The sequence below is a fragment of the Nitrospirota bacterium genome (assembly GCA_016180645.1).
GTDB lineage: Bacteria > JACPQY01 > JACPQY01 > JACPQY01 > JACPQY01 > JACPAV01.
The window spans coordinates 39,323-59,716 of sequence record JACPAV010000022.1; the positions used below are offsets into that span (position 1 = coordinate 39,323).

Below are 20,394 nucleotides of genomic sequence, written 5' to 3' on the forward strand. Positions count from 1 at the left end.
CACTGAAGAACTTCCGTCATGGCGAGCGACCGAAGGGAGCGCGGCAATCCCAGACCCAGATTGCTTCGTCGCTGACGCTCCTCGCAATGACATCTGCGGTGCAGCCCGCGTTTGGAAGAATTCCCTACGCATTCACCAACATCAGCTTCCTGTAGTAGAAATGGAACACGCCCCACCGGCTGATCCCGAGAGCGTAGATCACCATGATCGCAACGGCTCCCCCCAGAATCCATCCCAACCAATGGATGAGGAGGCTCGACACAATCGCCGCGCCGAGCGAAGCGAGAAACATCGCGCCGGAGACAATCCGGATCACGCGCCCCTGACTCATCCGCGCCGCCCGGGCCTGATCCACGGAGGAATCGAGCTTGTAGCCGGACCTCTGCCACTTCGCCATCCAGCCGAAGAGCAGCGGCATCATGATGACGCCCATCACGGCCAGCGTGATCGCCACGTCCGACGTGAACCAGTCCGTCACGTTCGACCCCTGCCAATTCAGGAATTTCTCGTGATTGGACGAGAAGAACCGTTTGTAACCTGCCCCGTCCCATCCGTGCACGAGGATGAAGAACATGCAGAAGTACCCCGCGATGAGTTGGAGGAACGCCGCGTAGAGTTTCCGCTTCATGATGAGCGTATACGCCACGAAGAATCCAAGAATACCCTGCGTCACGTTCGTGGTGGTGAACAGGGTGACAAGCCAAGCGGGGAGGTCATCCCGGCTCCTCGCGACCTGCATCGTTTCCCAATCGGGAAACGCCCAGAGCAAATAGGCACCGGACGGAACGAAGAACACCGCAAGAAAAAACAAGGTCTTCATGAAAAATGCGTTCCGGAACGGCGTGCCGTTGTTTTCCTCCCGTTCTTTCAACAGTTGTCGCGAGGCGGCAACGGCGAACCCCGCGCCGAGCGCGTAGGACCAAAAGACGTCTACCTGGACCATGTCAACCTCCTTCGATTGTGTTATGCGGCGATTTTCGCATTGACTTGGGGATCGTAGCAGTCGACCGGGTGAACTCCCGCTCGGGCGATACATTCATTGCAGAATGAGCACGCCTGGATCGGCCTGCCGTCGCGAATCTTCTCCGGCAGCGCGGGGTCCGCAATCAGCGCCCGACCCATACTGACCATGTCGCACTCGCCGTTGCCGATCGCCCGCTCCATGGCGTCACCGTGCTGAAAACCGCCTACGCAGAGGATGGGGACATTCAACTTCTGTTTGAACACGCGGCTGTATTTCAGGTTGAAGCCTTCGTAATACGCGAACATCCGGTTCGCGAAGGGGACCAGCAGCGGGGCGCCGACCCTGAACAACGCCGGGAGATGCCGTCCCAGTCCTTCACGGACCAGCGAACGCAGCGGCGCCTTGCCGCGGATCATGGGCTGACCGGATTGGTAGTGCCCACACGTCACTTCAATCCCATCGACCCCCTCCTCCTGCATGATTCGGGCCACTTCGAGCGACTCCTCCAGCGTGAAGACCTTCCGGTATGGCAAACAATCCTCGGCGTTCAGCTTGAGGATGAGCGCGAAGCCCGGGCCGGCGCGCTTCCGCGTTTCCCGGCACGTTTCGAGAAGAAGCCTCATCCTGTTTTCCAGACTGCCTCCGTACTCGTCCGTGCGGCGATTCGTATACGGGGAGAGGAACTGCGAAATCAGATAGCCGTGCCCCGCGTGGATCTGAACGCCGTCAAAACCCGCCTCTCGCGCCCGTCGGGCGCCCTCGGCAAAATCCGCCACGATGCCCCGGATCTCATCGGTCCGCAGCGGGCGCGGTTTCGTGCGCATGAGCAACTCGCGGACGTCGCTTGCGGACACGGCCTCCTTGAGACCGACCGCGCTGGGAAACACCTGCCTTCCGCAGTGATTGACCTGCATGAGGGAGCGGACGTCGTGTTTCCGGAGCAAATCGGTGAATCGACGCCAGCCCGGAATGCGCTCATCGCGGTCGATTCCGCCCTGTTTCGGCGTGGATTGCCCTTCCCGGCCGGCATAGACGTTCCCCGTAATAATCAGCCCCACGCCCCCTTTTACGAGCGGCTCATACCACTCCAGATAGGAATCGGTCACCTCCCCGGCGTCGGATGCCCTCGTCTCGGAGGTGGCCGTCTTCGCGACCCGGTTCTTGACTCGCATCGGCCCGATCGATACCGGCTCAAACAATTTCGACATGCCGCTACACCTCCATCTCCCAGAGCAGACAATCGCGCTTCGGCCACGGCGGCCTCGCGACGTCGAACGGGTAGAACTCCCCGCCAATGATCTTCCCACCCGCGCAAGCCAGATCATGGAGGTGGTGGCAGTCCACACCGTTCGCCGAGATCCGGCCCAGCACATCAACTTTCGCCGAGGCCGGATCGATGCGGACAAGATCGACTTTCCCCACGCCCGTGGCCGCGTACACTTCCCCCTTTGCCCCAACGCACAGACCGCTCGCCCGCGTCGAGGCATGCCCGGACGGCAGCAACCGCAATGTTCGCCGTTCGAGATCCACCACGAACAGCCGCGCGCGGTTTCTCGTCCCACCCACCAGGTAATGCGGCGGAGCGAAAACCAAGCCGTCGATCCCGGGAGCCGCGCTCTCTCCGACGAAGCCGTCTTCCAAGGAGCCAAGACGCTCCGACCGACCCGACGAATCCATCAGGAATGCGTCGCCTCTCGTATCGGATAGGAGAACATCGCCCTGCGGCCCCGCGCACGCCTGGTGGACGAAGCCCTTCAAAGATGGAATCGACCCCGCGCTCCGCCCCTGATCATCGATGAACAGAATCCCATCCGGCGAGAGGCGGACGAATCGTTTTCTCGGGGCATCCCACGAGAGATCAATTTGCAGAAAAGGGTACTTGCCGACCAGTTCCCACTGGCCCGCGGCATCGCGCTTGATCAGGCAGGCCGACATGAAACGTCGACCGAACCATCTCGCCGATGCGAAGAGGGTGAGGAAGGAACGAGTGGAAAATGGGCCACGGTGCGCACGAGCCATGTACAGACCCCCACCCATCATCCTCGTCGCCGCCACGTAGGTCTCCCCATCCGGCGTTTCCACGATGGATCGGTGAATGTAAATGGCGCCTTTTAGAAGGCCGCCGGCGGCGTCGTGTTCGAATGATCCAGAGTTGGGATCGAACCGCCAAAGATGTCGAGGTGTATTGGAGAGGGAAACCCAAACGTGGCCGGATTTCGAGGCGGCCACGCCGCCGATCATCGCCCGCTTCTCAGGGAGGGGATGCGCTTTGACCTTCACGACCTTTTCCCCTCACCTTCCTTCTTCGGCATGACCACTTTGTAGGAGAGCGATCCGTCCGCAACGAGTTTCCCGTCCGGCGTTCGAACCTCGACATACAGAAAAATGATGCTGCGGCCTCGTCGCCGCACCTCCGCCTCGGCGATGCAGTCCTGCCGGATCACGGCGTCCATGAAATGCGTATGGAGATCGATGGTGAGCAGCCGCTCCGGCGGTTCGGGCAGTCCCGAGATGATGGCCATGACGACCACCGTGTCGATCAGGCTGACGATCGCTCCCCCGTGCATGATGCCCGCCGGCTGATTCAGTTCCGGACGATAAGGGAGCCGCATTCGCGCATAGTCGCGCCGCACCTCCTCCGTCTTGAGGCCGAGAAACGCCGGGAACGGGGCCAACCCCATTCGTTCCTTGATCACCGCCTCTACCTCAGAGGGCAGAGCTTCGTGTTCGGCTGCGCTAATCCGCATGCTTCGACTCCTTCTTCCGACCTGCCCCCGCCGCTCCTCTGAGCACGTTGTAGACGCCCTGCCCGGTGTAGTGTGGGTTCATGCCGCCACTCCTTCGAACATCAGCGGGATGACGGCCCGCATCCATTCCTGCGCCGCGCGCGGTCGGTCCGCCGAAACCGCAATGCGCCTCACGGCCTCGAAGATGATGGCGTTCAGCGCCAGCGCCGTCGTCTTCGTATCAAGGCCGGACTTCAAGAACCCCTTCTCCTTCCCGTTCCGCAAATACCGCTCCGTGAATTCGCCGAAGAGGTCCATCGCGTTCTGAATTTTCCGGTTCAGCGACTCATCGATTCCCAGCGCCTCATAGAAGATCAGTTTGGACAGATAAGGATCCTCCATGAAAAGCGTAAACAGCTTGCCCCCAAGGCGTTCGACCTGGGCGCGGTACTCCGACACCGTGTTTGTAGCCGACGGATCTTCGCTCGCCACCACTTTCGCAATTCTTTGAATGACCTCTTCGATGACGTGATTGAAAATATCGAGCTTGTTCCGGAAGTAACGGTAGAACGTGCCGTGCCCCATTCGCAGTTTCGACGCGATGGTCGCGATGTTCGCCGCGTGATAGCCCTTCTCCGCGAAAATCTTTTCCGCCGCCGAGAGGATCTGAGTCCTTCTTTTATCCACTATTTCATTTCTCATAATAGTACCTTACACGATAATGATACGTCATTCTACACATAGACAGGTTGCTGTCAAGCAGAATGTTTCAGGACCGCGCCTCAGTTGACACCATACACCGAACATAATACCCTCACACCATGGCAGGGAGGGCACCCACCAAGGCGAAGCCTGCCGGAAAACCGGCGGAGGCCCCGCTCAAGTCCTTCACCACCACCTACCGCGCCCCACGTCCATCCAAAAAGAAAGAAGCGGAGTCAAAGATCCCCCGCTTCTGGCCCGTCCTCGCCTACCTCGGCTCCGCCGTCATTTTTCTTTCGGTCTACGCCAAGACACTCTCGAAGATTCGCTAGACCAGCCTTCGCACCCTCCACAGGTGGCAGATCGTTTACTTCCCGCCCGAAGCGATCTACACTCACAACGTGGGAAAACCTATCCGGGAAGTTGTCATCAGTACCCCTGATCGCAAGAAGAGGTCGGTTCCCGCACTGTTCGATTCAGGCGCCTTCCACACGATCCTGCGTTCGGATTGCCTGCCCTCGCCCGAGGCGCTCATCCGCTACCGCCCGGCTCGCAAGCTGGGCACAGCTCGGAAAGGCGCACGGGTCACCATCCTCGGCACCACTTATCTCGTGATTCAGATCGGCGACAAAATGATCGAAACAAGCGCCCTAGTTTCACCGGACCTCAGTCGCGAAATGGTCATCGGAGCCGAAGCGATGCAGGCGTGGGATATTTCCATCCGAAACTCGAACGGCAAGAGATCCATTTTCGTCCGCCACGACATGCGCGACCCGGACATCACCGAAGTCGCGTAGCCCCCGCCTCGATCAATAGCACTTCCTCCAATCGTCGCCTTTCGAGGCCCACGAGGGGCCCGGGTCGAGAAAGCATACGGACATTCGACCCAGGCTGTGCATTATGGGTCTGAATTTGAACGCCCACCGTTCTCCGGCCTGCCATGGCTGGTAATTGCCGTTGGCCATCATGACTCGACCCTTTTCATCTACCGCGATCGAAGCCACACTCGAACTCGCGAAGTCATCCGGCTCGATGTAGCCCACGGCAACATCATCTCCTGAATCCACGGAAGTGCCCTTGTGGTCCAGGTAAACGAGGACTCCGACTCTATTCTCGTTCCCATCCAGGACTTCGCCGCCATAAGAACCTGTGCCGATCAGCAGTTCGTGATCGGACAACACCTGGATTGCGGTGATCCAATCCGACACGTCTTTCCTCCCCGGAAAATACGAGGAGGGACGGATGTGGGACCATCGGTCGTCCTCGCTGACAAAAGGCGTGCCCGCCGGATCGAGCACAAAGATTCCGACGTCCGACCCCACCCACACGACTCCCTTGGAATCCACGGAAATGCGCGTGAGCAGATCCGTGCTGAGCAGTGAATTTCCCGGGTTGAACGAATAGGATTCCTCGACCCTCAAACCGCCGGTCGACGACCGCCCGAGCCTCAGCGCGGCGAACCCATCCACTCCACCCGCCGGATCCTTCTTCTCGTCTGTCGAGGCGACCCAAACCGTGCCGTCCGGCCCGACATCGGCATCGACCACATCCGGATCGCTGGGGTGTTCAACGTGCGAGGACCTGTCTTCTGCCGTCACCGCCGGATCGCCGTATTCAAGGAGGGTCGCCCCCTGCTGAAAACCGCCGATCAGCATGGCTCCGGGCGCGTAGGGACGGATGGACGCAATCGGCAAGACGATATTGCCACCCCTCAGGAGCTTCCTACCGGCAGCGTCGATCGCCGCGTAGCCCTGAGCCAGAGTCCCGACCCACACGGAATCCTGCTCCCCGGCGGTAAGCACCGTAACGGACTCTCCCAGCGAGACTTCCGAGAACAACCCCCCGCCGCTGCTCGCCATCAGATCCCTCAGTGAAAACTCTTTTCGCGTCCCCCAATCGAGCTGTCCGAATTCCGGCATGGGCACACGCGCAACCCCGCGCGTCGCCGTTCCCATCCAAACGTCGCTCTTGGAACCAAAGATCGCGGCCGTCACGGGGAAATAGGTGCCTACCTTGATATCCAGCGGAAAAACCGCATCAGACGCCTGTTCCCGGAACTCCAATCGCAGGAGGTGTGCTCCCGTCGGAAACCGGTCGCCATTCACATCCATGCCGAGAAACATCACCGTTCGCACCCCGGCCTTAGCCCGGTCCGGACGAATCCATACGCGCATGTCCAGCCCGGATAGCCCCACCGATTCCTCTCCCGCGGACACCGCCCAGCCGTCCTCAATCGGAACGGGACTGAACGGCAACTCGCGACCGTCAAGGAACATCCCGACCGATTCCACTCCGCTGGGCCAAATCGCGAGGTCCACTCCCGTTCTCCTCCACATGGGAAACCCGATCTCATTGGGACATGACACGCACCAATGCAGATCGGGAGTCCGGACGCCCACAAAGAGACCCGCCTCATCGATCCGGCTTGATTCTCGTTCTCCACCGCTGACGTAGAAGGGTTCCGCCGACGGCTCCGTTGAGGCGCGGTTCGAGCAAGACCCTTGCAACAGCAGAGTAAGCGCGACCGCTGAATGCACCCAGACTCCGCGCTGCCGTTGACCACCTCTCCCCACGCCGGCCACTCTACCATGCGAATGCCCTGCGTGACAGGGAACTGCGTATCGGCGATAATCGATCCATGACGCGAGCCGAAGAGAATCCTCTCAGGACCCTTCCGCAGGTTGAGACGCTAGCCAATGAAGTGCTGGAGTCCTACCCGGCGCTGCTGAAGAGCGTGGCCGTGGATGTGGCCCGTGAGGTGATCGAAGACGCGCGCACACAACTCCGAAAGGGGCGCAACGGGCTGACGGAAGGCGTATTGCTCCGTCGAGCCGGGGACCACGTTCGCAATCTTCTCTCCGGCGGGCTCCGGCCCGTGATCAACGCCACCGGAATCATCATTCATACGAATTTGGGCCGGGCGCCGCTTTCTGCAGAAGCCGTCCAGGAGGTCGTGCAGACCGCCGGGAGTTACTCGAACCTGGAATTCGATCTCACGCGCGGTGAACGCGGGGAACGCATCAACGCGGTCCGCTCTCTACTGCATGCCGTGTGCGGAGGCGAGGATTCGCTTGTCGTCAACAACAATGCGGCGGCCGTCCTCCTCGTTCTCGCAGCGCTGGCCAAAGGAAAAGAAGTCGTCGTCTCGCGCGGCGAACTCGTCGAGATCGGTGGCTCCTTCAGAGTTCCGGAAGTCATGGAGCAAAGCGGGGCAATCCTTCGTGAGGTCGGCACAACCAACAAGACCCGATTGAAAGACTACGAACAAGCAATCTCCCCGGCTACGGCCCTCATGATGAAAGCCCACCGGAGCAATTTTCAGGTGGTCGGCTTCACGGAGGAGACTTCGCTTGAGGAACTGGTCGAGCTGGGCCGCAAGAAGAATGTTCCGGTCTACATGGACCTCGGGAGTGGTGCAGTCCAGCCCTTCACCTTTCCGGGCGTCTCCCGGCGGGAACCGCTGGTCCGTGAGATCGTTTCACAGGGCACGGATCTCGTGAGCTTCAGCGGCGACAAGATGCTAGGCGGCCCCCAAGCCGGCATCATCATCGGCACGTCCAAGCTGATCCAACAAATCGCTCACCACCCGCTGTACCGAGCGCTCCGACCCGACAAAATGACCCTCGCCGCATTGGCCGGCACCCTCCGGCTCTGCCTCACGGGCGGGGAGGCCGCATCCCAAATTCCTGTCACCGCCATGTTGAACGCTCCTTTGGACGAGCTCCGCCGTCACGCCGAGCAGGTCCGACGAACGGTTCTCAAATCGCGGAAAGACTTGGACTTGGAAATCGTCGAAGACACTTCCTATGCCGGCGGGGGCGCCCTCCCGATGGAGGCTCTCCCGACCCTTGCCTTGCACCTCAAGCACCCCTCGCTCTCGCCCAATTCAATCTCCGATGCACTTCGGATATCCGATCCCCCCGTGATCGGCCGGATCTCGGATAACCGCTTTCTCCTCGACCTCCGGACCGTGTTCCCACGGGAGATTCCCGATCTCGCGCGGGCAATCATCGCGCTTTCGTAGTAGCATCCCTCCCCATGGCCGTGCCCCCTCCTGACAAATCTGAAATCTCAAATCTCAAATCCCAGTCCGGACCTGCCGGGGTCACCCTCGATACCATCGTGTCCCTCTGCAAACGCCGCGGATTCGTTTTCCAATCCAGTGAAATATACGGCGGGATCGGGAGCACGTGGGATTGGGGACCGCTCGGCGTCGAGTTCAAACGCAACATCAAAGATGCGTGGTGGAAAGCCATGGTGCATGATCGCGACGACATGGAGGGGATCGACGCCGCTATCATCATGAATCCGAAAGTCTGGGAAGCCAGCGGCCACATCGCGGGTTTTCACGATCCCATGGTCGAGTGCAAGGCATGCCATCACCGATTTCGAGAGGATCATCTCAAGGAAAAGGGGAAATGCCCGGATTGTGGCGGCGAAGTCACCCCCCCCCGTCAGTTCAGCCTCATGTTCAAGACCAACGTGGGACCCGTGGAGGACACCTCGGCCATCGCCTACCTCCGCCCTGAAACGGCCCAGGGAATTTTCGTCAATTTTGACAACGTGCTCACCACCTCGCGCCGCAAGCTCCCTTTCGGCATCGCCCAGATCGGCAAGGCCTTCCGCAATGAAATCACCCCCGGCAATTTTGTTTTCCGCTCGCGCGAATTCGAGCAAATGGAGATCGAATTCTTCGTCCGTCCCGGCACGGATGAGGATTGGCACCGAAGATGGGTGGAGGACCGGCTCCGATGGTATACCGACCTCGGCATCCGTCCCGAAAGCCTTCGCAAGCGCGAGCACGGCAAGGACGAGCTGGCCCACTACGCCAAAGCCTGCGTGGACCTTGAATTCGAGTTTCCCATGGGCTGGTCCGAACTCGAGGGCATTGCCAACCGGACGGACTTCGATCTCAAGCAACACACGAAGTTTTCGGGCAAGACCCTCAGCTTCTTCGATGAAGAAAAGAAGGACCACGTGGTCCCCTTCGTGATCGAACCGAGCGCAGGGGTTGACCGGAGCGCCCTCGCCTTCCTCGTCCATGCCTACACGGAAGAAAAAGTGAAGGATGAAAAGCGCGTCTCGCTCAAGCTCCACCCCACCCTCGCACCCATCCAGGCCGCGATCCTTCCTCTCCTCCGGAATCGGCCGGACGTGGTCGAGACGGCCCGGAAACTCTACACCGATCTGAAGCGCCGCATTCGAGCACGGTATGACGACACCGGCTCCATCGGCCGCCTCTATCGGCGGCAGGACGAAATCGGCACACCCTTTTGCATCACCGTGGATGTGCAGACCCTCACCGACCAGAAAGTCACCGTGCGGGACCGCGACACCATGTTACAAGATCGCATCGGATTGGACTCGGTCGGTTCCTACTTGGAAACGAAACTCGGCGTCCCAAAAGTCTGATCCATCCTCATGAGCAAGACCTGGATTCTCCCCATCGCAGGGCTGCTCGCCCTCGTCATCGCGGTCGTGGCGCTTGTCGCCCGGTTCACCAGCCAATCCCTCGAGCCGCCCGCTTCGGTCTCCTCCTTGCCCGAAGACACTTCCCCCCCCCCTGCGAACCCTCCACCCGCGACTCTCACTCCGCCGCAACCCGTCGCTCCCCCGGCTCCCCCTCCGACGCGCACGGAGATCAGGTTGGAGGACCTGGAAAATTTCAAAACACTCTCCGCCTCTCCTTTCCCCTCCAAGTCGGAATGGCCGGACTTCGTGGCCAGGGCAGAAGCCGTTGCAAAGGAACATTTGGAAAAGACCGGGGACCTGTCCCGACCGATCGACCTCGCCCCGCTCAAGGAAGCCGAAAAACAGGGATTGCCCGCCGCGGCCGCCATGCGCGCCGCGTTCCAGGCCCGGAAAATCAAGGCCCAACAGGACTACGATGAGTTCACGAAAAAAGTGGATGAGGTCTACCAAAGCTGGGGTGACAAGAAACCCGAAGTCCCCCAGGAAACGATGGCGGCGTTGGTTACCGACCTCGTCAACCACCGCGCCCGGCTTCTGTTCATCGACGACCGTTTGAGCCGTCTTCAGTAAGTTGGAGAGGCTCTCCCTCGCCTTCCATCCGGTGCTGCCCGCGTGGGGCCTGTGGCTCGCAGCCGGCGTTCTCGCCGCCGCCCTCGCCGTCTACGGGTGGTATCTGCTCCCCATCCTGAAGACACCCAAAACACTCGCGCTCCTCGCCCTCCGCCTCCTCTTCCTCACGGGCCTCTTCGGGCTCCTGCTTCGCCCTTCCGTCGTTTTTTCCAGGATGAAGCCGGTTCAAGGCACGCTCATTCTCGCGGTGGACCGCTCCCTCAGCATGCTCCTCTCCCCACCCGGCTCCCCATCGCCGCCCGCCCCGGTGCGCGTCAACTCCGGGAAGGAGGCTCCCAGGCCGGGCGCCACGTCGCGGTGGGCCTGGGCATGGTCGCGCCTATCGAGCCCGGCCTTTCGGGAACGACTTTCACAATACCGCGTGCGCGTTCTTTCTTTTGGCGCGTCCACAACAGAGGTGGAAGCCCTCACGTCGGACGCCTTGGCGCCCCGCGAGGAAACCACCGACTTCAGCGATCTGGCGACCACGCTGGACCGATGGACCCGCCAGGAACCGGTCTCAGGCATCCTCATCGTAAGCGACGGCATCGACCACTCCGGCTTCCGGCAACGGCTCGATCAGACCGGTCCCTCCTCCCTCGCCCTCCTCAAACAGGAAGTCCCCATCACCGCCTTGGGATTCGGCACCTCCAAGCGCGTGCGGGATCTCGCCGTTGAATCCGTCGAAAACAGCGAATACGCCTTCGTCCGCTCCACCGTGCGCGTGAAGGCCGTGCTTCGCGTCCGCGGCTACGATTTCAAGGAACTCCCCGTCACGCTCAAACGCGAAGGAGAGTTGTACTCGGCCCAGTCCGCGCGGGTGGATCGAAAGACCGGCCTCGCCACGGCGGAGTTCGACATCCAGCCGTTCCAGGTGGGCGAGTCCATCTATTCCGTGTCCGTTCCCATCCAGGAGGGAGAGATGCTCACGGAGAACAATGAGCGGCACTTCGTCCTCCGGGTGCTGCGAGACAAAACCCGGATGCTGCTCATCAGCGGCCGCCCCTCCTGGGAACTCCGCTTCTTCCGGGAGATGGTGAAGCGACACCCACATTTCGACCTCGTCAATTTCAACATTCTCCGAACGCCGAGCGACATCTTCGCCGTACCGGAAAAAGAACTCAGCCTGATACCCTTCCCCGGCGACGATCTCTTCTTCAAAGACATCCAGGATTTCGATCTCCTGGTCTTCCTGGATTTCACCCACGAAACACTCCCCAATTTCGCGCCGTACATCCGGCCCGAAGCGCTCGTGAAGATCCGCGACCAGGTGAATCAGCACGGCATGGGTGTGCTCGTCATCGGAGGCGAACAGACCTTCTCCGGCTCGGCTCTGCGCAATTCCCCGCTCGAAGAGATCATGCCCGTCCAGATGCCCATGATGAACCGGGGGTTCGACTCCGAGGAGTTCCGCCCGATGATCACCGAGGCCGGCCGGAGCCATTTCATCACGACGGACAGGGAAGGCGCATCGATTCCTTGGAACTCCCTCCCCCCGCTCTCGGGCAGCGCCTTGATCGGCCCGCCGAAGGCCGGGGCTATCACGCTGCTGGCCCACCCCCGGGCCCGCGCGGGAGGACAGCCCGTCCCGGTGGCCGCCGTATGGGAAAAAGGAAAAGGACGGGTGATGTTGCTGTCCACCGACTCCTCGTGGAGGTGGGCCTTCTCCGATCCGTCCTCCGCGGAGGCGGTTTCCGCCTATCACCAATTCTGGTATCGAGCCATCCGCTGGCTCACGCGCGATCCTGAAACGAACCGCATCACCGTCACTTCGGAGCGATCCGCCAAGGGCGGCTACTCCGTTTCCGCCCGCGTGGTGGACGATCAATACCGGAAAGCCCGCGGGGTGAACGTTACGATGACGCTCCGCGATCCCCGCGGCCCCAAACTGGAACAAGCGGCCCGCGAAATCTCGGAAGGTCAGTACGAGTCTGAATTCCAAACGCCCGCCATGGGCCTCTACTCCATCGAGGTTCACGGCGCGAAAGGGGATGCTTCGCTGGGGGATGCCAAGGCCGTGTTCACGGACCCCGCCGCTTTCGCGGAAGCCTTCGACTACGTCCCGGACCAGCCGCTCATGGAGCGCCTCGCCGACCTCTCCGGAGGATCCTGGGTCGACCTCACCCGCACCGACCCCGCCGAAATCGATTGGCCGCCTCCCGAGAAACAAGTGGAAGAAGGTTCACGCGAAAAACCCCTCTGGAACACCGCCGTGATGCTCCTGATCCTGTTCGCCGCCGCCGCCTCCGAGTGGACCCTCCGCCGCCGCTGGGGCCTGATGTAGCATTCTCGGTGACAGTATACTCTAATTGGACCGAATAAAGTATACTGTCACCGATTATATAGGCTCACGCCGCTCCCCTCGCGCGAAGGACCTCCTCCACCCATTCGTTGGGAACTTTCTCCGACACCGCCGCCTTTCCGATTCGCTCCAAGAGCACGAATCGCCGTGCCGCCCCGGAAAACTTCTTGTCGAACTTCATGTGATGCAGAATCGGCCCTAGCGCCGGAGGAAGCATCCCATCGCCACCCTTGAGTTCAGGCAATCGTACCGGCAAATGGAACCTCCGCAGCGCGTTTTCCGTGCGTTCCACGGCCATCGCTTCCACCAAGCCCATCCGCCTGGAAAGATCCGCCGCGCACGCCATTCCAACGCTGATGGCCTCGCCGTGCGTGATGACATCGTAGCCCGCCGCCGCCTCGATGGCGTGACCGATGGTGTGACCGAAGTTCAGTCTTGCGCGGATCCCCTTCACGGCCACCTGGTCGTACGGGTCCAAGCCCACCACCTCCGCCTTAATCTTTACGCAGCGGAATACCGTTTCCACCAGAGTGTCCGCGTCCAGCGCCAGCAACGACTCGGCTTTCCCCTCGAGAAATCCGAGAAACTCCGCGTCGGCAATGAGGGCATACTTCACCACCTCGGCGAGACCCGATGAAACCTGCCGCGGGCTCAAGGATTTCAGAAAGGCCACATCGCTGAGGACGAAGGCCGGCTGATAGAAAAGCCCCACAAGATTCTTCCCTTCCCTCAGATTGATCGCCACCTTCCCGCCAATGGAAGAATCAACCTGGCTGAGGAGCGTCGTCGGCAGAATTCCGTAGGGAACACCCCTCCGCAGGGTTCCCGCCACGAATCCGGCCAAGTCCCCCAGCGCCCCGCCGCCCAGCGCAAGGATCCCTGCCTCGCCCGACCGCCCCGTTTTCGCAATCTGTTCCAGCACACGGACGTAGGTGTCCGACGATTTCGCCGCATCTCCTTCGGGCACAAAGCAGGGTGCCGCCGACCGCCCCGCCTCGCTGAGTGCCCGGCCCACCGCGGGAAAAATCGTCCGGTGAAGCGCCTCCGTCGTGATCAGGACAACGTGTTTGGGAAACCGCACCGAATCGAGTACAGACCGGAGCTGTCCGAGAATGTTGTACCCCACGTGCACGGGATATTCGATCGTCGGCGAATGGATTCGAACTTCCGTCTGCAGCATCATGCCATCATAGCCGAATCTGCCGCCGATGCGGAGCGGACGGAGCCGCGAGACTCAAACCCGGGATATCGGCGGCCGCCCCCCGAGCACGGCCACCACGTTTTGGACCGCTTCCATGGACATGCGGGCTCGCGTCTCGATCGTGGCGCTGCCCACGTGAGGCAGAAGCACGGCGTTGGGTATTCGCCGCAGCTCGCGTCCGACCGCCGGTTCGAATTCGTACACGTCGAGTCCCGCACCGGCGATCCACTCCTTCCGCAGCGCCTTCACGAGTGCCCGCTCCTCCACGATCGGCCCCCGGCCGACATTGATCAGATACGCGTTCGGCTTCATTGCTCTAAACTCCGGCTCTCGGAATCGATGGCGCGTCTCCGGCGTAAGCGGTGCGAGAATAACCAGAAAATCGCTTTCTCGAACCAATCGCTCGAACGATACGCGCATCGCACGCGTCTCCCGTTCCACACCGCGACCAAGTCGATTCCGATTGTGGTAGACGACTCTCATCCCAAATCCTCGCGCCCGCTTAGCCACTTCGCAACCGATCCGTCCCATCCCCATGATGCCAAGAGTCTTGCCGTGCACGTCGTGTCCGAGCATGTAGAGCGGCGCCCACCCCTTGAACCGGCACTCGCGCATCTCCCGGTCCCCGTCCGGCACCCGCCGGGCACAGCCCAGGATGAGCGCCCACGTCAGGTCCGCCACCGCCTGCTTGAGTGCATCCGGCGTGTTCGTGACGACGATCCCTCGCTCACGGGCAAACGGCAGGTCAACATTGTTGGACCCGCTGGCACAGAGGGAGATCACTTTCAAACGGGCTGCCTTCCCGATCATTTCCCTGTCCATCGAATCGCTGAGCATCGCCACGATGCCGTCTTTGTCCCCAATCGCCTGTTCCAGTTCCCGGCGCGACATGTTCCGGTTGGCACGGTGCAAAGTGATCGTCGCGTAGTTGGCCAGGTAGTCCAGCGCCGGTGCGGCGATCCGCCGAGTGACGAGGACTTTCGCCCTCATGCCCTGATTTCCCGAGAGGGACAAAATGGAGCCATCTTGCATTCCCCACAAAGAGGGCGCCGGGCTTGGCAGATCTGCCTCCCGTGAAGAATCGTCGCGTGACCGAAATACGTCCATCGATCGCGTGGCACGATCTTCATGAGATCCTGCTCAACCTTGCTTGGATCGCTTTCGCGCGAGAACCCCCAACGAAGCGAAAGCCGATGCACATGGGTGTCCACTGTGATGCCTTCGTTCCTCTTGAACCACGTTCCCAGGAGGACGTTGGCCGTTTTCCGCGCCACGCCCGGAAGCGTGATCAAATCCTCCATCGTTTCCGGCACCTTTTCGCCGAATCGCTCGACGATGAGACGGCACGCGCCCTGAATGCTCTTCGCCTTGTTGCGATAGAAGCCGGTCGACCGGATATCTTTCTCGATCTCCGCGATGTCCGCGCGCGCTAACGCCGAAGCATTCGGATATTTCTTGAAGATGATCGGCGTGACGCGGTTGACTCGTTCATCCGTGCACTGCGCAGAAAGAATGGTCGCGATCAGAAGTTCGAGTGCGTTCGAGTGGTCCAACGAACAGGTCGCCTTCGGAAAGGTCTCGCGGAGCACACCGAACACCTTCTCGTAGGGCGCCATCTTCCCGTTTGGGAGCTTCGCGATTTTCTTTGCATTCATGGAGGGCCGGATTCTATCATTTTCGATGAACGTTTCAGCCCACTCTTGCTCTTACTCAATTCACTGTGCCGTCACAATAGTGAATTAAATACTTAGCTGAAAGAAAACGCTTGACAACCTTGGCGCGAAACTGTTGAATATGTGACATAGGACACATGATTCAGACTGCGAACAGCAAGAACGGAGGCCCCATGCGAATAACTCGAAACATCGCCTTTGCCGTTGCCGGTTTTTCCCTCGGATCGCTCCTCCTGATGGGCTGCGAACAAACACCCACAGGCCCGGGAGTGGCTGAGGACCAAACGCCGGTCACGGAAGCGGCAACTGAGACCGCACAAAATACTCAGACCCCATCAGCGGCGACGGAATCCCAGCCCGCAAATCCTCCGTCTTATGCAGCCATCCCAACGGACGGCAGCGGCGCAACCGCTTCCGCGGCTCAGCCTCCTTCTTCCGATCCGGTGGCCGCCTCCGCCGAGGCAAATTCAGGCTCGACTACACCGGCCGCAGCGACCCAGGGCGCCGGGACCGCTCCAACCGCGGAACAGGCTCCGGGCATCCAGAGCAGCACGTCCGCGATCGAAGCAACCATGTCGGTCCTCCAGCAGTCGAACAATTTCTGGTCCTCGAGCCGGCCCTCGCTGGCTCCACGGCGCGACATCCTTAGCGATGTCACCAACGGGTTCAACGACGCCCTCAACACCGCCGCGAACACCATCGGCGGTCTGGCGGGTGCTCCCACCTGTCCCACGGTCACCCGAACGGTCGACCTGAACGGCATCACCGTCAAGATCGACTACGGCACCGGCTGCCAAGATCCGCTCACCGGCAAGACTCTCAGTGGCACGGTGACCATGGTGAAGGCGCTCACCAAAGTGACAAGCACGTTCGCCGGCCTTTCCGACGGAACGCGCACTTTGGATGGCAAGAGCGAGATGGCCCTGAGCGGCACATCCCTCACCCTTTCGGGCAACAGCAACCTGAAAGGTCCCAAGGGCATCACCTCCACAAACCTCAATGAAGTGTTCGCGTATTCCGATATGGGAACGGCCACCAACTTCCTCGATGACCGGCTCACCGGGAACGGCACGAGCAGCATCGTGGCGCCGAACGGAATGACGGCCACGACAGCGCTCAAGAACTTGGTCTACGAACCGATCACCTGCCCGCTCGAACCCAAGAGCGGATCCGTGGAGGCCACCGCGGGGCCGGTAAAGGCCACCATGCCCGTGGGAGACGACGGCTCCGCGCCGTGGCCCCTCTGGTGCGATGGCTGCGGTTCAGTCTACGTCAACGGCCTCAAGATCGGCAAAGTCTGCTGGGTCGGCGGCGTGAGCTTCGAACCCTCCATTCCCATCCCGGGGCTGTAACCCGGTTCCCCGTATCTTGCGCCGAAGCGCCCCCCTCGGGGCGCTTCTTCTTTTCATGCCTTGTTCGACGCCCTTACGGCCAGAATGGTCAAGTACCTTGTTCCATCCCACGATCTCCAGTAAGATGAGGACGTGGGAGCAACGTACGCGGCAGTCACCCTCAGATCGAACGGCAGACAAGCGGCCAAGCGCCTTCTCGTGGATACGGGTGCCACGTATTCGTGGGTGGAGGCGGCACTACTTCGCAAGCTGGGCGTGAAACCCGAACGTGAGATGAACTTCGAAACCATCGAGGGCAAACTCATCAAGAAGCAAATCGGTTTTATCGATGTGGAGTGCCTGGGGCTCAGCGCGCCTACCGTTGTTGTGTTTGCCACGGGAAAGGACGCGGAAGTGCTCGGCTTGCACGCCCTTGAGGGATTGGCGCTCGAAGTAGACCCGGTCCATCGAATCCTCAAGAAATCGAAAGCCGTCATGGCGCTGCTCTCCAGCAGCCCACCACACACCGCCTGAGCGCGGTTAGCCGGCCCCTACCGGCGAGGGGATTTCTTCTTGTCTTGACCCGGAGGGGTGGAAGGGGGGCCTTGGGGCGAGGCCGGAGGCGCCGATGGAGGGGACGCGTTGCCCGGATCTTCAAGGATGCGGATCTTGTCGTCGCCCCAGTACATCTTGTCGCCCGAGGGGGTGGAGACAAAGACTTTCATGAAACCATCGAGTTCCCAGCCGCGGATGTCTTTCAGGAGGTCGATGACGAGCGATCTTGGAAACTTCGCCTCCCATTTCCCGCCTCCCTCCTCCCATTTCACGCTGTCCGCCGCAATCGTCCCCTGGAATTTGGTCTGAGATGCGACTAGATCGGCTCCCTGCGGCGCGGAAAGATACGCCGTGATCCATTTGCCTTCGCTCTTGAAATTGAGCGTATCGGGATCAACGTCCAGCCCCACCTTCACCGGCTCCTTCTCGGTCGTCTGAATAATCAAGGTGTTCGACCACACCTTGCCTGTCCAAACTTTGGCCCGCTCGTCCATGGTTTTGAAAGGATTCTCCTTCTCCATGCTCTCGAGTGGCCACTGTAAGCGGTAGGTGTCAGCAGACAGTCTGAGCAGCCCGACTTCCATGCAATGCTCCGTATTTCTACAGGGAACATCCTGAGTTTGGCTTCCCGCGTAGACCCATCCCTCCTGAACAGCCATCGACCGCCGATAGGTTTGCCCGGGTCCGAGCAGATGAAAACCGGACATTTTCCTGTAGAGCACCTGACCAAGACCATACGGCTCTATGCGCTGACCGATCGAATCATTGATGTGGAATTCCCCTACCACACTCCGGAACAGATCTGGAAGATTCGGCTCCGGCACCAGTAATTCTCGCGAGTCCATGTTTGCCGAAACGAACTCAATCTTCCACGGCTTTCCCGCGGGCCGAACTCCGTCCGATGTCTCCAGCAAGGCTGCGATTCGCCCATCAACGGCATAGGCCGAACCCGCCAGGGCCAATAGACCGGCAATCGCTAGAGCTCGCATTGGCCTGGAGTAAAGCCGACGCCCGGCTTGCCGCAAAATTCGGGATCAGGCGGATCGCTGCCGCACTCCTCAAAACATCTCGCCTCGCAGCTTGTGGCGCGCCGGTCAGCCTCCTCCGCATCCAACGGCGTCAAAGGAGGCTGAGCAGGTTCGCACTGATGGACCAGCTCGTGGAATATGGAAATCTCAAGGCCCCGATCCGTCTGCCTGTTTTCCTTGCAGATGACACTCTGATCCGTCTGTCCATTGGTATGGCCGCCGTACCCAGCCCCGCAATAGCTGTCATCCTGGTTGCTTGCACACGCCACCCGATTGGGATCGGCCTTCTGGAAGCACTCCCTCATCCTCGGTCCCAAACACGGCGGCGGGGTGGTCTTCCACGTCTTCTGGAGGCACGCCACGCGGTTTTCGCACTTCGATTGGTCGGTCTGGCAGGGGTTGTCGGCTTCGCACTGGAGCGCCCGGCGAGGGGCGAGGAAGTCCGGCCCGGCCTCACCGGCCCGCTCCGGCGCGGGAGAGGGACTCGGTGCTTCCTCCAACACCTCCAGGATCGCCTTCACCTGCGAGGTCAACCGCTCCGCATCCGCCTCCCCCACTTTGAACACCTCCCGCCCGTAGGGCAACTTCTCAAACTCCAAATACATCGCCTCCGCCGGAAGTTCCCACTCCATCCGGTCCCATCTGTCCGTTCAGTCTCACCCCAACATCCACCAACTCCTGCGTCAACTTCGACTGCGTCACCAGCGCACTCCCCGGAGCCGATTCATCCACGCGCACGATGAGTCCCCCCTGACCCGGCGTCCTCAACAGGGCCCCTCCCCTCCGGGATGCCAATCTCGGTGGCTCCACTCCCGGACACTCCCCCGGCCCGTAGTCCGTGCTCACGTTCACATCCACATTCGTTCTTTCATGCTGCTCCCCACCTGCATATGGATTCGGACCGCATGGGATCGAATGGTCCCACTTATATCTGCTGGAAAACTTCTCCGTACGCCCGCATCCAATAGTCATTCCCCTCCCTTCATTACATTGCGAGGACGAGTCCTGCCAGTTCCCGAAATGCGAATCTTCAAACACCCTCTCGATTTCAAAACACTCAATCAATGGACCCTGTTTCGAACCATCGATCCGGTAACGGACCCGCTCATACTGTCGCCTCGTGTAACCGTAGCACAGCATGACCGTATTCCCACTTTCAATCACCGCTTCAAAATGATCCGAACTACACTCCAAACGAGTCAACCCCTCATCCGGCGTTCGAATCGGGGCCAATCTTGGGTCGGGGTTTGTAACCGGAAGAATACGGACGTCAAACGGACCCCGACTTACCCGGCATGCCGTCATCGTCTCCCCCTCCAAACTCACCCGATAGTCGCCCACACTCACTGGAATCCCGTGCGCCGATCGCCCGCGGACCAGAGTCTCAGCAAGGGTTTCGATGGGAGCCGACCCCTTCAGGGCTTCCCACTTGGTGGCCACCGTTCGGAATTGATCCGGAGGGAAAGTCATGACTTCCAACGTCTCCCCAGCCTCGTATTGAACGTGCAGGGGGAAGAGGGTGTAAGGCGCGTCAAAGGCACAGGGAGGCAAAGAGGTATAAGCAGAAGTGAGGGGAACGGCCTCCACGGGGCCATCAAGGATGCCCGCACCGGCGGGGGAAATCTGAGTTGTACCCTCCATCCCATATGTCGCCACGCCCGATGGCTCCCTGCCCCCACACCCGGAAGGCGACAGGTGAAACACCGCGCTCAGGCTCATCGCCACAAGAAGGGTGACACGTGACGCAAGACTCGAAAGACATTTCTCTCTCCGGCGTTCACGTGCAACATTCGACGTTCCATCAGCCCCCGCCATGCCATGCGATTAACAC

20 protein-coding genes are annotated in these 20,394 nt (G+C 60.7%); 8 read left to right on the plus strand and 12 right to left on the minus strand.

Features of this window, described 5'->3' with window-relative positions:
- Positions 1–124 precede the first annotated feature (124 nt).
- The 5 genes from HYT87_13855 to HYT87_13875 form a co-directional block, all read right to left on the minus strand.
- On the minus strand, positions 125–943 hold the full coding sequence (locus tag HYT87_13855; protein MBI2060847.1) for a hypothetical protein: 819 nt from the start codon (positions 941–943) through the stop codon (positions 125–127).
- Positions 944–963: 20 nt separating this feature from the next.
- Positions 964–2,172, minus strand: coding sequence for an NADH:flavin oxidoreductase (locus HYT87_13860; protein MBI2060848.1), 1,209 nt, complete (start codon positions 2,170–2,172; stop codon positions 964–966).
- 4 nt (positions 2,173–2,176) lie between these two features.
- Positions 2,177–3,244: a hypothetical protein gene (locus tag HYT87_13865; GenBank protein ID MBI2060849.1), complete on the minus strand. Its 1,068-nt coding sequence runs from the start codon at positions 3,242–3,244 to the stop codon at positions 2,177–2,179.
- Complete coding sequence (locus HYT87_13870; protein MBI2060850.1) at positions 3,241–3,711, minus strand: PaaI family thioesterase; 471 nt, start codon at positions 3,709–3,711, stop codon at positions 3,241–3,243. Before HYT87_13870 ends, HYT87_13865 begins: the two co-directional genes overlap by 4 nt.
- A 78-nt stretch (positions 3,712–3,789) precedes the next feature.
- The gene (locus HYT87_13875; protein ID MBI2060851.1) at positions 3,790–4,377 is read right to left on the minus strand and encodes a TetR/AcrR family transcriptional regulator; all 588 of its coding nucleotides are present in this window, start codon (positions 4,375–4,377) and stop codon (positions 3,790–3,792) included.
- Positions 4,378–4,511: 134 nt separating this feature from the next.
- Here HYT87_13875 and HYT87_13880 point away from each other — a divergent pair, with 134 nt between their 5' ends.
- Positions 4,512–4,724, plus strand: coding sequence for a hypothetical protein (locus HYT87_13880; GenBank protein MBI2060852.1), 213 nt, complete (start codon positions 4,512–4,514; stop codon positions 4,722–4,724).
- Between the two features lie 69 nt (positions 4,725–4,793).
- Positions 4,794–5,189 carry a hypothetical protein gene (locus tag HYT87_13885; GenBank protein MBI2060853.1) on the plus strand — a complete coding sequence of 132 codons (396 nt, stop codon included), beginning with the start codon at positions 4,794–4,796 and terminating at the stop codon, positions 5,187–5,189.
- A gap of 12 nt (positions 5,190–5,201) precedes the next feature.
- Here HYT87_13885 and HYT87_13890 read toward each other — a convergent pair whose 3' ends face one another.
- Positions 5,202–6,728 (minus strand): hypothetical protein, encoded by a 1,527-nt coding sequence (locus HYT87_13890; GenBank protein MBI2060854.1) that lies wholly within the window; start codon positions 6,726–6,728, stop codon positions 5,202–5,204.
- A 302-nt stretch (positions 6,729–7,030) separates the two neighbouring features.
- Between HYT87_13890 and HYT87_13895 the strand changes: the two genes are divergently transcribed.
- The 4 genes from HYT87_13895 to HYT87_13910 are packed head-to-tail and all read left to right on the plus strand — an operon-like array spanning position 7,031 to position 12,757.
- Complete coding sequence (locus HYT87_13895) at positions 7,031–8,416, plus strand: L-seryl-tRNA(Sec) selenium transferase (protein MBI2060855.1); 1,386 nt, start codon at positions 7,031–7,033, stop codon at positions 8,414–8,416.
- 14 nt (positions 8,417–8,430) lie between these two features.
- Complete coding sequence (locus HYT87_13900; protein MBI2060856.1) at positions 8,431–9,804, plus strand: glycine--tRNA ligase; 1,374 nt, start codon at positions 8,431–8,433, stop codon at positions 9,802–9,804.
- Positions 9,805–9,813: 9 nt separating this feature from the next.
- On the plus strand, positions 9,814–10,434 hold the full coding sequence (locus HYT87_13905; GenBank protein ID MBI2060857.1) for a hypothetical protein: 621 nt from the start codon (positions 9,814–9,816) through the stop codon (positions 10,432–10,434).
- Between the two features lies 1 nt (position 10,435).
- Positions 10,436–12,757 carry a hypothetical protein gene (locus HYT87_13910; GenBank protein ID MBI2060858.1) on the plus strand — a complete coding sequence of 774 codons (2,322 nt, stop codon included), beginning with the start codon at positions 10,436–10,438 and terminating at the stop codon, positions 12,755–12,757.
- A gap of 64 nt (positions 12,758–12,821) precedes the next feature.
- On the opposite strand, the gene aroB is transcribed toward HYT87_13910, so the two are convergent.
- From aroB to nth, 3 genes are read right to left on the minus strand one after another with little or no spacing between them, the layout of a single operon-like run.
- Positions 12,822–13,955 (minus strand): 3-dehydroquinate synthase, encoded by a 1,134-nt coding sequence (aroB, locus tag HYT87_13915; protein MBI2060859.1) that lies wholly within the window; start codon positions 13,953–13,955, stop codon positions 12,822–12,824.
- A gap of 54 nt (positions 13,956–14,009) precedes the next feature.
- Entirely contained in the window at positions 14,010–14,966 is a 957-nt protein-coding gene (locus HYT87_13920) for a D-glycerate dehydrogenase (GenBank protein ID MBI2060860.1), read from the minus strand.
- Positions 14,963–15,592: an endonuclease III gene (gene nth / locus HYT87_13925; protein MBI2060861.1), complete on the minus strand. Its 630-nt coding sequence runs from the start codon at positions 15,590–15,592 to the stop codon at positions 14,963–14,965. Before nth ends, HYT87_13920 begins: the two co-directional genes overlap by 4 nt.
- Positions 15,593–15,822: 230 nt before the next feature.
- Between nth and HYT87_13930 the strand changes: the two genes are divergently transcribed.
- Positions 15,823–17,001: a hypothetical protein gene (locus HYT87_13930; protein MBI2060862.1), complete on the plus strand. Its 1,179-nt coding sequence runs from the start codon at positions 15,823–15,825 to the stop codon at positions 16,999–17,001.
- A gap of 132 nt (positions 17,002–17,133) precedes the next feature.
- Entirely contained in the window at positions 17,134–17,514 is a 381-nt protein-coding gene (locus HYT87_13935) for a retroviral-like aspartic protease family protein (protein ID MBI2060863.1), read from the plus strand.
- A gap of 17 nt (positions 17,515–17,531) precedes the next feature.
- On the opposite strand, the gene HYT87_13940 is transcribed toward HYT87_13935, so the two are convergent.
- The 3 genes from HYT87_13940 to HYT87_13950 are packed head-to-tail and all read right to left on the minus strand — an operon-like array spanning position 17,532 to position 19,415.
- Positions 17,532–18,524 (minus strand): hypothetical protein, encoded by a 993-nt coding sequence (locus HYT87_13940; protein ID MBI2060864.1) that lies wholly within the window; start codon positions 18,522–18,524, stop codon positions 17,532–17,534.
- Positions 18,512–19,195 (minus strand): hypothetical protein, encoded by a 684-nt coding sequence (locus HYT87_13945; protein ID MBI2060865.1) that lies wholly within the window; start codon positions 19,193–19,195, stop codon positions 18,512–18,514. The genes HYT87_13940 and HYT87_13945 overlap by 13 nt, the downstream gene beginning before the upstream one ends.
- Positions 19,152–19,415: a hypothetical protein gene (locus tag HYT87_13950; GenBank protein ID MBI2060866.1), complete on the minus strand. Its 264-nt coding sequence runs from the start codon at positions 19,413–19,415 to the stop codon at positions 19,152–19,154. The genes HYT87_13945 and HYT87_13950 overlap by 44 nt, the downstream gene beginning before the upstream one ends.
- Positions 19,416–20,394 lie beyond the last annotated feature (979 nt).

What these genes read in the sequence shown, in the direction of transcription:
- HYT87_13855 (MBI2060847.1), bottom strand. Translation starts at nt 943, where the DNA reads ATGGTCCAGGTAGACGTCTTTTGGTCCTACGCGCTCGGCGCGGGGTTC.
- HYT87_13860 (MBI2060848.1), bottom strand. Translation starts at nt 2,172, where the DNA reads ATGTCGAAATTGTTTGAGCCGGTATCGATCGGGCCGATGCGAGTCAAG.
- HYT87_13870 (MBI2060850.1), bottom strand. Translation starts at nt 3,711, where the DNA reads ATGCGGATTAGCGCAGCCGAACACGAAGCTCTGCCCTCTGAGGTAGAG.
- HYT87_13880 (MBI2060852.1), top strand. Translation starts at nt 4,512, where the DNA reads ATGGCAGGGAGGGCACCCACCAAGGCGAAGCCTGCCGGAAAACCGGCG.
- HYT87_13890 (MBI2060854.1), bottom strand. Translation starts at nt 6,728, where the DNA reads ATGTGGAGGAGAACGGGAGTGGACCTCGCGATTTGGCCCAGCGGAGTG.
- HYT87_13895 (MBI2060855.1), top strand. Translation starts at nt 7,031, where the DNA reads ATGACGCGAGCCGAAGAGAATCCTCTCAGGACCCTTCCGCAGGTTGAG.
- HYT87_13900 (MBI2060856.1), top strand. Translation starts at nt 8,431, where the DNA reads ATGGCCGTGCCCCCTCCTGACAAATCTGAAATCTCAAATCTCAAATCC.
- HYT87_13905 (MBI2060857.1), top strand. Translation starts at nt 9,814, where the DNA reads ATGAGCAAGACCTGGATTCTCCCCATCGCAGGGCTGCTCGCCCTCGTC.
- aroB (MBI2060859.1), bottom strand. Translation starts at nt 13,955, where the DNA reads ATGCTGCAGACGGAAGTTCGAATCCATTCGCCGACGATCGAATATCCC.
- HYT87_13920 (MBI2060860.1), bottom strand. Translation starts at nt 14,966, where the DNA reads ATGAGGGCGAAAGTCCTCGTCACTCGGCGGATCGCCGCACCGGCGCTG.
- nth (MBI2060861.1), bottom strand. Translation starts at nt 15,592, where the DNA reads ATGGCGCCCTACGAGAAGGTGTTCGGTGTGCTCCGCGAGACCTTTCCG.
- HYT87_13930 (MBI2060862.1), top strand. Translation starts at nt 15,823, where the DNA reads ATGCGAATAACTCGAAACATCGCCTTTGCCGTTGCCGGTTTTTCCCTC.
- HYT87_13940 (MBI2060864.1), bottom strand. Translation starts at nt 18,524, where the DNA reads ATGCGAGCTCTAGCGATTGCCGGTCTATTGGCCCTGGCGGGTTCGGCC.
- HYT87_13945 (MBI2060865.1), bottom strand. Translation starts at nt 19,195, where the DNA reads ATGGAGTGGGAACTTCCGGCGGAGGCGATGTATTTGGAGTTTGAGAAG.